12 protein-coding genes, 1 tRNA gene and 1 pseudogene are annotated in these 11,038 nt (G+C 29.2%); 10 read left to right on the forward strand and 4 right to left on the reverse strand.

The genetic code is table 11. The features are described 5' to 3' along the window. Positions 1–126: pseudogene (locus ABWO04_RS07150) on the forward strand (NAD-dependent epimerase); the annotation flags it as partial. A gap of 83 nt (positions 127–209) precedes the next feature. Here the strand turns inward: ABWO04_RS07150 and ABWO04_RS07155 are convergent. The 3 genes from ABWO04_RS07155 to rbfA are packed head-to-tail and all read right to left on the reverse strand — an operon-like array spanning position 210 to position 2,318. Beyond that, positions 210–728: a nuclear transport factor 2 family protein gene (locus tag ABWO04_RS07155; protein ID WP_353078639.1), complete on the reverse strand. Its 519-nt coding sequence runs from the start codon at positions 726–728 to the stop codon at positions 210–212. Beyond that, the gene (locus ABWO04_RS07160; protein WP_353078641.1) at positions 725–1,924 is read right to left on the reverse strand and encodes an ABC transporter permease; all 1,200 of its coding nucleotides are present in this window, start codon (positions 1,922–1,924) and stop codon (positions 725–727) included. The genes ABWO04_RS07155 and ABWO04_RS07160 overlap by 4 nt, the downstream gene beginning before the upstream one ends. Before the next feature lies 1 nt (position 1,925). Beyond that, positions 1,926–2,318: a 30S ribosome-binding factor RbfA gene (gene rbfA / locus ABWO04_RS07165; RefSeq protein ID WP_291241634.1), complete on the reverse strand. Its 393-nt coding sequence runs from the start codon at positions 2,316–2,318 to the stop codon at positions 1,926–1,928. A gap of 83 nt (positions 2,319–2,401) precedes the next feature. On the opposite strand from rbfA, the gene mce reads away from it, so the two are divergent. The 9 genes from mce to ABWO04_RS07210 all read left to right on the forward strand — a co-directional run bounded on the left by mce (position 2,402) and on the right by ABWO04_RS07210 (position 9,598). Continuing rightward, positions 2,402–2,803 (forward strand): methylmalonyl-CoA epimerase, encoded by a 402-nt coding sequence (mce, locus tag ABWO04_RS07170; RefSeq protein ID WP_353078643.1) that lies wholly within the window; start codon positions 2,402–2,404, stop codon positions 2,801–2,803. A gap of 95 nt (positions 2,804–2,898) precedes the next feature. Next, a tRNA-Ile gene (locus tag ABWO04_RS07175) sits at positions 2,899–2,972 on the forward strand. A gap of 170 nt (positions 2,973–3,142) precedes the next feature. After that, positions 3,143–3,928, forward strand: a complete 786-nt coding sequence (locus ABWO04_RS07180; RefSeq protein ID WP_353078645.1) for a hypothetical protein — start codon at positions 3,143–3,145, stop codon at positions 3,926–3,928. 119 nt (positions 3,929–4,047) lie between these two features. After that, positions 4,048–4,308, forward strand: a complete 261-nt coding sequence (locus ABWO04_RS07185) for a helix-turn-helix transcriptional regulator (protein WP_353078647.1) — start codon at positions 4,048–4,050, stop codon at positions 4,306–4,308. Next, complete coding sequence (locus tag ABWO04_RS07190) at positions 4,298–4,747, forward strand: hypothetical protein (RefSeq protein ID WP_353078649.1); 450 nt, start codon at positions 4,298–4,300, stop codon at positions 4,745–4,747. Before ABWO04_RS07185 ends, ABWO04_RS07190 begins: the two co-directional genes overlap by 11 nt. Positions 4,748–4,750: 3 nt before the next feature. Beyond that, the gene (locus ABWO04_RS07195) at positions 4,751–6,007 is read left to right on the forward strand and encodes a phage integrase SAM-like domain-containing protein (RefSeq protein WP_353078651.1); all 1,257 of its coding nucleotides are present in this window, start codon (positions 4,751–4,753) and stop codon (positions 6,005–6,007) included. After that, positions 5,985–7,496, forward strand: a complete 1,512-nt coding sequence (locus tag ABWO04_RS07200; protein WP_353078653.1) for a primase-helicase family protein — start codon at positions 5,985–5,987, stop codon at positions 7,494–7,496. Before ABWO04_RS07195 ends, ABWO04_RS07200 begins: the two co-directional genes overlap by 23 nt. Before the next feature lie 244 nt (positions 7,497–7,740). After that, complete coding sequence (locus ABWO04_RS07205) at positions 7,741–8,601, forward strand: AAA family ATPase (RefSeq protein WP_353078655.1); 861 nt, start codon at positions 7,741–7,743, stop codon at positions 8,599–8,601. Further along, positions 8,570–9,598: a DUF3871 family protein gene (locus tag ABWO04_RS07210; protein ID WP_353078657.1), complete on the forward strand. Its 1,029-nt coding sequence runs from the start codon at positions 8,570–8,572 to the stop codon at positions 9,596–9,598. Before ABWO04_RS07205 ends, ABWO04_RS07210 begins: the two co-directional genes overlap by 32 nt. Before the next feature lie 103 nt (positions 9,599–9,701). Here ABWO04_RS07210 and ABWO04_RS07215 read toward each other — a convergent pair whose 3' ends face one another. Further along, positions 9,702–10,832 (reverse strand): hypothetical protein, encoded by a 1,131-nt coding sequence (locus ABWO04_RS07215; protein WP_353078659.1) that lies wholly within the window; start codon positions 10,830–10,832, stop codon positions 9,702–9,704. Positions 10,833–11,038 lie beyond the last annotated feature (206 nt).

Below are 11,038 nucleotides of genomic sequence, written 5' to 3' on the forward strand. Positions count from 1 at the left end.
GATAGTTGGCCAGCGAGTATTGACGATAGTGCAGCAAGAAAAGATTGGGGTTGGAAAAACGATTTTAACATAGAAAATATGACCGTTGATATGTTTAAGAATTTGAAAGCAACGATTTATAAATAAACCACTTTTTTTGTCAATCTGAACTCGTTTCAGATTCTAAAAAAATTAAGTAGAATCTGAAACAAGTTCAGATTGACAAATCATTATTTAGTTTTGTTTTTTAGTTTCTCTATTTCCTTGTCTTCAATTAACGATTTTATTTTCACAACTTCATCTGTATGATCATTTGGAATGGTCATTGATAACACGTACTGTTTGATTTTCCAATTTCCATTTTTGTCAACTACCAAAACGCCGCTACCACGACAAATTTTCATTTGCGTGTTTAGCAATTCATCAAACCAAGCTGTTTTTTTATCCGAAGAAAAGTAAATATTTCGTTCTAAAGTAGTAAAATTCCACGCTTTGCCTTTATCAAAATAGGGTTTTGAAAATTGTATAAATGCTGGTTTATTCCAGTTTTCTGTAGCGTCAGTCCCTATAAAAATAGCATCATCCGCCATCGCATCAAAATACGAATTAAAATTTGCTTCAGCAGCAGCTTTATGCCAATTATTTAAAATTAAATTAATTTCAGATTCTTGATTCTTTTGATTTGTTATTTGTTTCGATTTACATCCGAATAAAACTAATCCTATTAATACGATTACAATTTTTCTCATTCTAATAATTTTTTGGTTACGGTACTACTAGCAATTTTAGAAGCTATAAATCCTAAAATTACAATGGTGAAAAATACAAGTATAACATTTTTAGCTTCGAAAAGAACAGGATAGGCTAACGTTGAATTTATCATTATTATTTCAAATTGTTGTTGAATTAAGATGACAATTATCCCTAAAATTAACCCAATAATTCCTCCGAAAATAGAAATGATATTTCCTTGAAACAAGAAAATGTTTTTTAAGTATTTAATTTCTGTACCTAAATTGTATAAGGTTTTTAAATTGTTTTTCTTTTCGATAATCATCATAATAATTGCTCCAATTAAATTGAATAACGCAATGATAATTACTAAAGTAAAAATTAAATACACCACAATGTTTTCGGTATTAAGCATTTTATACAACGCGTCATTTAATTGGGCTCTGTTTTTTATTTTTACTTGATTTGGAAATATTTTATTAATGGTTTCTATTGCATCCGTTTCAGATACATTTGGTGCGAGTTTAAAATCGATATAAGTCAGTTGATTGGGTTTGTAATTCAGTAAGGCTTGTGTTAATTCAATGGTAGAGTACACATATTTTTCATCAACATCATCGCTAACTTGAAATATCCCAGAAGTAAGTAAAGGCGATTTATTAAACGCTTCCTCAGGATTTTCAATTAATCCCGAACCTGGTTTAGGAATATAGACTTCTAAAACATTATTAAAATCGAAAAGTCCTAAAGCTAATTTTCTGGAAATACCAGAACCCACCACTACTTGATTGGTGTTGGATTCCAACCAATCTCCAGCATATAAAAACGTATTTAGTTCATTTACCTTACAATAATTAGAATCTACTCCTTTTAAATAAGCTACGTGTTCTTTATTTTTATAATAAAACAAGGCGCGTTCTTCTACAATTTTGGTATAGGTTTTAAATTCTTTTGAAGATTTTAATTGTGAAGCTTGAGATTCGGATAAAAAAAATGATTTTCCTGTAAGGGTTTCAATACGTAAATCGGGATCGGTGGCATTGGAGAAACTTAAACTAAAATCGCGTAACCCACTAAAAACAGAAAGTACTACAAAAAGTGCCATTGCACCAACAATAATTCCAAAAGAAGCAATAAACGTAATCACATTTATGGCGGTAGTTTTAGATAAACTAAACGCGTATCTTTTGGCTATGTAGAACGGAAAATTCAAATTATGATTTTTTTCGTTTTTCTAATAAATCTGGATTTTCAATTGGGTTTTCTTTTCTTGAAAGTGCATTGTCAATTTTTTCAATATAGTCCAAACTATCATCAATAAAGAAAATTAAATTTGGCACACGTCTTAATTGCAATTTTACACGTTGCGATAAATCGTGTTTAATTAAAGGCGCGTTACTTTTAATTGCTGCTAATAATTCTGGTCCTTTTTCGGAAGGAAAAACACTTAAATACACCTTTGCAATGGATAAATCTGAAGTTACATTTACTTTAGAAACAGAAATTATTAAATTAGAAATTGAATTTTTTCTAATCTCTCCTTGTAAAATATCTACTAAGTCCGTTTGCAATAATGCACCAATTTTTTTTTGTCTATTTGTTTCCATTAGGCAAAAATACAATTTTTACTCACAAAATAAGCAGAAATACATTTATGAATGTTTATTTTTGCATATTAATTCGTGTAAAAATGAGAAAAATAGAACATATTGGCATAGCCGTTCATAATTTAGAAAATTCAAATGAATTGTTTTCAAAACTTTTCGGACAAGCCGCTTATAAAACAGAAGAAGTAGCAAGCGAAGGCGTAAAAACATCTTTTTTTATGTGTGGCCCAAATAAAATTGAATTATTAGAAGCCACAAATGAAAACAGCCCGATTGCAAAATTTTTAGAGAAAAAAGGAGAAGGCATTCATCATATCGCTTTTGATGTGGAAGATATTTATGCAGAAATAGAACGCCTAAAGCTGGAAGGTTTTACCGTTTTAAATGAAACACCAAAAAAAGGAGCCGACAATAAATTAGTGGCTTTTTTACATCCGAAAACCACAAACGGCGTATTAATTGAACTTTGTCAAGAAATAAAATAGATTGATTTCAAGAACGTTACCCCACATTTTTAGAATCGATTAAAAAAAGATTTGCTTGCAATTAAAAATAGTAGTAATATTGCACCACCAATAGAGGTCCTATAGCTCAGTTGGTTAGAGCACCTGACTCATAATCAGGTGGTCCCTGGTTCGAGCCCAGGTGGGACCACTAGTAAAATCAAAGCCTTACAGAAATGTAGGGCTTTTTTTATTTTACAGGTCAAACATAGGTCAAACAAATTAAAAATTTAGTTTTAATTTTGTCAAATGGACACTTATCAAAATATTACACCTTTATTATATTTTCAGAATTTACTTGAAGAAGATAAAACTACTCATTTGATAAAAGAATTTATCACTGATTTTGTAGAAAATTCAGGAGAAATAAACTTTGAAATTGATTATTCAAAAGGAGTTATTACCTACTATGGTTGTTATTCCGATGACAAAGGGAATCAATTAGAAGGAGATTATATAACTTCAGATTTTAATCTATTTTTTGAAGCTTTTGTCCAAAAGCAATGTGAAAAGTCAAAATATCAAATTCAAACTATTGTCCATGATTTAGCATATAACGGTAAAACATATTATCCATTTTTAGATTTGCAGAAAAAAATCTTACATTCAATAATAGAAAAAGCTCAAAAAATTTATTGCGAATATCCTTTTATTATCAGTAAACTTTTTGAATTAAATAATTTTATTGAAACGTTTGAAGCAGGTACTCTTATTATTGGGAATAACTCATATTGTTTAAGTCCAGAAATAAATCTTGAAAAATTACATTTACTTTTCACTTTACTTAAGAATAATTCTATTATCGATTCTTTAGAAAATGAATTTATTAATGCGTTTACCAACAAAGAAGTTAAGTATGGTATTAAGTGGCTTGATAAAGCGAGGTCTGGAGAATTAAATAAACAATCTATTTTTTACCTAATAGAAAAATTAATAAATAATAAAATAATATTAGATGTTAGTAATTCAGATTATAACAAAAAAATAGAATATGTTTTTAGAGATAGAATGGGCAATATTTTAAATAATGTAAGACAATCAAAAAGCACTTTTCTAAACAGTAATTATCAAAATGAAATCATTGATAATATAATTAGCAGTCTTTAAAATCCTCTCAATTTTATACCTATACATTATCTGTAAAGGTATCGTACAGCTATGTAATTTTATCTAATCTTCACCTTTGCAATGTTCCAAAATTAATTGGGACATTAATACATTTAAATATGAAGCAAAGCAAAGAAGAAGTACTATCTTTAAACGAAGCGGCTGAATTCCTCAAGGTTTCAAAATCTAGTATTTACAAAAAAACCAGCCAAAAGCAAATTCCTTATTACAAACCTCCAGGATGTAAAAAAATCTATTTTCTAAAAAAAGATTTAGAAGATTGGATTTTTTGTAACAAGATAAATTCGGTTACGGAAATAGGAAATCAAATTGAAAGTTATTTAATTAAATCACAAAAAGCATTAAATTATGAAAATTAAACACATTAAAATTATAAGTAACAACACTACAGAATTTAAATTTATTTTTCACAAGGATAAACTTCAGATTAAATCATTAATTATTGATCCTTCAGTTCAAAATTATAATCCTGTAAAACAATTACAAATTTCAGAAGCGGCATATAAATTACAGAAATCAATTTGTCAAATATTATTGACAAACATTGATAATGAAAATCTACAAAAAAACATTGACAGCCTTCGTTATAATTCTGTTAAGCTATTTAAAATTTTATTTTCAATAGATATTAATTTGATTATTGGACCAAGTATAGTTTTTGAATTAAATGATTCATTGAAAATTGAAAATGTAAATCCAGAAGTGTTTAATAAAATTGATTTTTTTTCTGAAGTTTCATCTTGTGATGTGAAAAGCAAGTCTATTTATTGTCGTGAATTTATGTTTAATATTAATTAAGGTATGGCTTCAGTAAAAATAGTTCTACGTGACAAGCAGAATAAAGAAGGTAAATATCCTATTGTACTCAGAATTACAAAGGATAGAAAGGTAAAAATCATTTCGCTGGGAATGGATTGTGAATTACAAGATTGGGACCATAAATCATCTCAATTCAAAAAAAGTATGTCAAATTATATCCAAAAGAATATAATTCTATCAAATCTTAAGCAAAAAGCATGGGCAATAATTGACGGATTTAATATAGAAGAAGTTGATTTTACGCTCACTCAATTTGAACAAAAATTTAGAGGGAAAGAGCAAAGTAAGATTACTGTTTTAGAATTTTGGGATAATAAAATTCTTGACTTAAATCTTGCCGGAAGAACAGGTAATGCACGTGCTCATTATGACACGAAAAATTCATTCTTTAAGTTTTGTAAAAATCAAAAAACACTCTTCAAGGAAATAACAGTTGAACTTCTTGATAAATATGAAACTCATTTGAGGTCTACTGGCTGTAATGATGGTGGAATTGGAGTAAGAATGAGAGAATTGAGAGCTCTTTTTAACGATGCCATTAAAAAAGGCATTGTAGAAGAAAAATACTATCCGTTTAAAACTTATAAAGTTTCAAAACTTAAAGGAAAAGGTTTCAAAAAAGCTTTGTCAAGAGATGAAGTTAGATTGATTGAAAATCTTGACGAATCAAAGTATCCCCAATTACGGGAAGCAAAACATTTATTTGTTTTTTCATACTATACAAGGGGAATGAATTATTATGACATTATGAAGCTAACATGGGACAGAGTTGACGATGATAAAATCATTTACACGCGTAGTAAAACCAAAGGTAGATTTACTATTAAAATTCTTGAGCCTATTCAAAAAATTCTCGATTACTATAAGGAACTTAATACAAATACAAATTTTGTTTTTCCAATTTTACTAAATGAAGGGATGACACCAATTCAAATTGAAAATCGGAAAGCGAAGAAACTAAAAAGATTCAATAGTGACCTAAAAAAGATTGCTGAAATTGTTGGCATTGACAAGCCACTTACAAGTTATGTGGCAAGGCACAGTTTCGCGACTAATTTAAAGCAATTAGGAGTTTCAACCGATGTCATAAGTCAGTCTATGGGGCACCAAAATATATCAATTACTTCAGCATACCTAAAAGATTTTGAAAATGATGTGATTGACGATGCAAATGAAAAGCTACTAATGGAACCAATATTAATTTACAATTTAGATCATGGAAGAAAATACTCAGCATAGTCCTACAATAAATTTGAACGACAGGTTCCGATTTACAGCGCCTTTTTTTGAAGAAAAACTTAATAAAGAAGGGCAAATAGTTATTACTATCAATAATGAAAGTTTAATTGTTTTTTGGGAAACTCTGGGATACAAAAAAGTAATTGATGAAAATAACAATTATAAATTAGTATTGGTAAAAAGAGGCTCGATAGTAAAGGAAGTAAAAGAACACGTATTAAGAAACGAAATACGAGATTATACCAAACAGATTAACAAAAAATCTGTTTGGAGTAAATTTCTTGAAAAAGATTACGTGGTGAAAAAATTATTTGAATCATTTCATACTATTGAAATGAATAGAAATACTGGAAATGAAACCACTGGGTACTTATACTATCAAAATATTATTCTAAAGGTTACATCTGATAAAATTGATTTTATAGATTATGAAAATTTTGAAGGATACGTTTGGGAGGAAGAAATTATTAAAAGGGATTTTGTCCTTTTTGATAAAGACGATTGTGTTTTTGGAGACTTTATTAAAATTATAGCAAGTGATGAACCAGAACGTTTAAAAAGCATTATTTCAATAATTGGATATCTTATTCATTCGTTTAAAAATCCATCATGTGCAAAAGCAATTATTTTGATGGATTCAGAAATTGATGTTGAATTTAATGAAGCAAATGGAGGTACTGGTAAATCACTAATAGGTAAAGCAGTTGGTCAAATTGTTCCAAATTTGTTTATTGACGGAAAAACTATGAAAAGTCAAGATAAATTTAGGTTATCTGGATTAAACAGTCATCATAGAATAATTTTCTTTGATGATGTAAAAAAAGAGTTCGATTTTGAAAGTTTGTATCCACTAATCACTGGCGAACTTTATATTGAAAAAAAATATAAAAATGCAATTGTAATTCCTAGTAGGGAAACTCCTAAAATCCTAATTACTTCAAATTACGTAGTAAAAGGCGGCGGAGGCAATGCTGAAAAAAGAAGAAAAGTAGAATATGAAGTATCTACCTATTTCAAAAATGTTCTAACTCCTAAAGAAGAATTTGGTCATCAGTTGTTCGATGATTGGGACGAAAAGGAGTGGAATAAATTTGATAATTTTATGGTGGGAGTATTACAATTCTATCTTAAAAAAGGTTTAATAGAACCTAAGTCAATTAATATTGATTTAAATAGGCTAAAAATAGAAACCAGCGTCGATTTTATTGACTTCATGGATGACTTAATAAGTATGCCGCAACAGTATCAAAAACCAGCATTACCTGATGTATTAGTAATTGATAAAAACAAATTATTTAGCGATTTCTTAAATACAAAACCAAATACTGCCGAGCGAATAACTCCCATTACAATAAAAAAATGGATAGATAGATATTGTAATTATTACAACATTGAAACCAACCATTACAAAAGCAATGGAAATGTATTTGTAGAATTAAACATTAGTAGTTTGAAGAACGGAAATAATCAAGAGCTCAATAATAATTAGATAGCAGTATTTTAAATTAACAAATTTAATATAGTTAAGAAAAAATTAAACAGTGACAAAGTGACTTTACAGTTTGAAAAGTTATTTGTAAAACTTCGTTTTACCTGTTTTTAAAGTACTTTATTAAAACATTTTAATCTTTCAAAATAACTTTTTAGAAGCGATTGTCACTGTGTCACTGTGATAGTCGCTTTTTTAGTACACACTTTATTAAACTAAATATTAATCTTTAATAAATTAAACAATGCAATTAAAAAAATCAGAAAGAAGCAAAGCCAAGATAAAGATGGCTCTTCAAGGGCCTAGTGGTTCAGGAAAAACTATGAGTGCTATATTATTAGCACAAGGATTGACAAATGGAGATTTATCTAAAGTAGCCATTATTGATAGTGAAGCAGGAAGTAGTAATTTGTACTCTCATTTAGGGGGATATAATGTACTTAGTTTAGATAATCCACACTCACCAGACAGGTATGTAGAAGCAATTAATGTTTGTATCAAGGCAGGAATGGAAGTTATAATCTTGGATTCCATTAGCCATTGTTGGGATTACTTGTTAGATTACCATTCAAGCCTACAGGGAAACTCCTTTGTAAATTGGGCTAAAATTAAGCCTATGGAGAAAAAATTTGTAGATAAGATATTACAAAGTGATATTCATTTTATTGCTACGATGAGGGTTAAACAAGATTATGTAATCAATGAGAAAAATGGTAAAATGGTTCCTGAGAAGGTTGGGTTAAAAGCTATCCAAAGAGATGAAATTAGCTACGAGTTTACTGTGGTATTTGACATAGATAGTAAACACTTTGCTTCTGCATCCAAAGACAGAACTTTACTTTTTGAAGGCAAGCCCCAATTTCTTATCAATACTCATACAGGTAAAAAGATATTAGATTGGTGCAACAGTACTATTACCAAGTCTGAAATGCAGCAGAAAATAATAGAATGTATGACAATTCAAGAACTAACTCAATTATATCAGAACAATCTGGATATAGCCAAGAGTTTGGAACAAGAATTTGTAAGCAAAAAGAATCTATTAAATAACCTTTTAACAAATATATCATCAAATGGAAATGGAATTTACCCTAAAGCCAGTTAATACCTCCTACAATACAGCAATACTCCTGCCAGAAGAAAATAAGATTATTACCTCTAGGAGTTTACCTGAAATTATTGTAAAATCACCTTTTATTGAGGCTAATACGGAAAGTGTTAGCCTTTCTCATTTAAAGTCCAAAAATGTAATCCCTGTTTTTACAAAGGACAATGAAATAACCTTATCCCATCAAGAGTTTATAGAAACCGCAATAAGTGCCATAGCAACTATCTTTCCAAATGAGCCTATAGATACTCCTGAAATAAGAGTTAGCCATCAAATTAAGGGCAGAACTCCAGATGCTTTACATATTGCCGCAAAAGACCTAGGAGAGCATCAGAGAACCTCCTATTTTGAGAGAATGGCTTTTATTATTAGAGTACCTGGAATAACAGAAACTATTAATGGGAATAAGTTAGCTCTTACAATTGGAGGAGTGCGTGCTTATAACACTGAAAATCTGTACAATAAGAAAACTTATGAAAAATTTAAATTCTTTATAGGATTTCAAAATATGGTTTGTTGCAACCTGTGTATTTCTACAGATGGATATCAAAATGAGATCAGGGCTATGAGTCATCTTGACCTTGAGGCTAAAATGTTACAAACATTAGCAGAATATAAAGCACAAGAACACTTGAATTCAATGAAAAACCTACTCAATAATTCTCTTTCTGAAAGAGATTTTGCTCAAATTATTGGCAAGAGTAGGCTCTATAATTACCTGCCTAAAAAAGAAAAGTCAGTGATTCCTGAATTGCTTTTAAATGATGGGCACATTAACACTGTGGCTAAAGATTATTACCAAGATGAAAGCTTCTGTAGAAATGCTAATGGAGACATTAGTATGTGGGAGTTTTACAACTTATTGACTGGCTCAAATAAAACCAGTTATATTGATACTTTCCTTGAAAGAGGAGTGAATGCCTTTGATTTTAGTCAAGGCATCTCAAATGCACTGAGTGATAGTAATTCTAACTATTCTTGGTTTTTGAGCTAGACTTGCATGATTGTAAAAATTATGTAGTCAATACGGCCTCGAAAGAGGCTGTATTTTTAAGCATCATAAAATATCTATATTTTGAGACTGCAAATAAGTTATATTAATATCTAAAATAATTTTTTGGCTGTGATGGCTTATGTAGTTCGTCTTTGTCTTTGTTGTTAAGTAATTCGTCTTGTCTGTTTGTAAATGGGTCAAACCAATCTGCTTTTTCAGTAGCCCATTTTATCCAGTCTTTTAATTCGTCGGTAAGGTTGTTTTCTTTGATTGCTTTGTGCTCAGTTGCAATTATATATTTTCTGTAAATGATTGCTTTATTATATCTTTCTGCATCTGAAAACAATTTTTTGGTTTTTGTTATTTCTTTTTCCCTACGTGCTACAAATTCTTGTTTTATTTTTTCTTGCTCTTCTCTTAAAATAGCTTGTAATCTACTTTTTTCACGCCAAATCAATTCTTCATCTGCTCCCAATTCAATTTTAGCAACTATTTTGGCTAATTGTTTTTCTAATTTTACAGAACCATCCTTCCATTCTTTAATATGATAACTTTCTCCAATTTTTATAACAAGTATCCCAGTTGGTAGATAAGTTGAACTTTCATATTTTTTTTCAGAAGGTATACGTTTTTGAGCTTCTCTTAGAGAAAAATGAAATTCTACATCTTTAACAACGATAAGAGGCCCTCTATTATTCCTGTCTTTTCTGAAGGTATGACCTCTAAATTTTAGTAGTTTTATAAAAGTATCCATAATACGGAAGGCTCTGTCTAAATGTTCATCTTGAACACTTATAGATACACTATCTATTTTGTCATTCCAATAGTATCGTTCTTTTTTTCTTCTGTTGTATAAGTCTTTTGTGTTTTGAATTAAAATGTCTGGTTTAGATAATTTTTCAGGTACAATTAAAGGTGCTTTTGTATCATTTTCAATTTCTTTTGTTCTAATGGTTAAAGGTGTTTGATTCGCGTTTACTGAATTGCCTTCTTCTCTTTTAGTTAAAACAATTTTGTCCACCCCGCTGAAGATTGGGTTGAGTTTTTCTTTTTTGAATTGTTTCTTAAACTTTAGTTTTGACCAATAACTCCCATCAGGCATTGGAATATTAAATTGTTTGCATATTTTTTTTATTCCGTCATTTGTATATGCATATTGCAGAGTCAACTTTGAAAGTGTTGTTGACCAAACAATTTCATATAATTCTTTTCTAGTAAATTCGATAGTTTCCATAAAGTAATTTTTCAAATAAAGGTAAAACATGTTTATGGAAAAATCAAACTATCAAAATGAGGCAAACTTAGAATAGAAGCTAGTAAAACTTGGATTAGGAGCGATTTTTGTGCAGATGAATGAGATAATTTTTATAGTTGTTAGAAAAAAACATAAAAGAAATAAAAGTAAAAAAAAATGATAATTTTAATATTTATATATATTAA

This window comes from Flavobacterium sp. (genome assembly GCF_040382755.1).
In the GTDB taxonomy this organism is placed as follows: domain Bacteria; phylum Bacteroidota; class Bacteroidia; order Flavobacteriales; family Flavobacteriaceae; genus Flavobacterium.

Excerpts from the sequence above, each read along its gene's own strand:
- ABWO04_RS07155 (WP_353078639.1), bottom strand. The coding sequence starts at position 728 with ATGAGAAAAATTGTAATCGTATTAATAGGATTAGTTTTATTCGGATGT.
- rbfA (WP_291241634.1), bottom strand. The coding sequence starts at position 2,318 with ATGGAAACAAATAGACAAAAAAAAATTGGTGCATTATTGCAAACGGAC.
- mce (WP_353078643.1), top strand. The coding sequence starts at position 2,402 with ATGAGAAAAATAGAACATATTGGCATAGCCGTTCATAATTTAGAAAAT.
- ABWO04_RS07185 (WP_353078647.1), top strand. The coding sequence starts at position 4,048 with ATGAAGCAAAGCAAAGAAGAAGTACTATCTTTAAACGAAGCGGCTGAA.
- ABWO04_RS07190 (WP_353078649.1), top strand. The coding sequence starts at position 4,298 with ATGAAAATTAAACACATTAAAATTATAAGTAACAACACTACAGAATTT.
- ABWO04_RS07195 (WP_353078651.1), top strand. The coding sequence starts at position 4,751 with ATGGCTTCAGTAAAAATAGTTCTACGTGACAAGCAGAATAAAGAAGGT.
- ABWO04_RS07200 (WP_353078653.1), top strand. The coding sequence starts at position 5,985 with ATGGAAGAAAATACTCAGCATAGTCCTACAATAAATTTGAACGACAGG.
- ABWO04_RS07205 (WP_353078655.1), top strand. The coding sequence starts at position 7,741 with ATGCAATTAAAAAAATCAGAAAGAAGCAAAGCCAAGATAAAGATGGCT.
- ABWO04_RS07210 (WP_353078657.1), top strand. The coding sequence starts at position 8,570 with ATGGAAATGGAATTTACCCTAAAGCCAGTTAATACCTCCTACAATACA.
- ABWO04_RS07215 (WP_353078659.1), bottom strand. The coding sequence starts at position 10,832 with ATGGAAACTATCGAATTTACTAGAAAAGAATTATATGAAATTGTTTGG.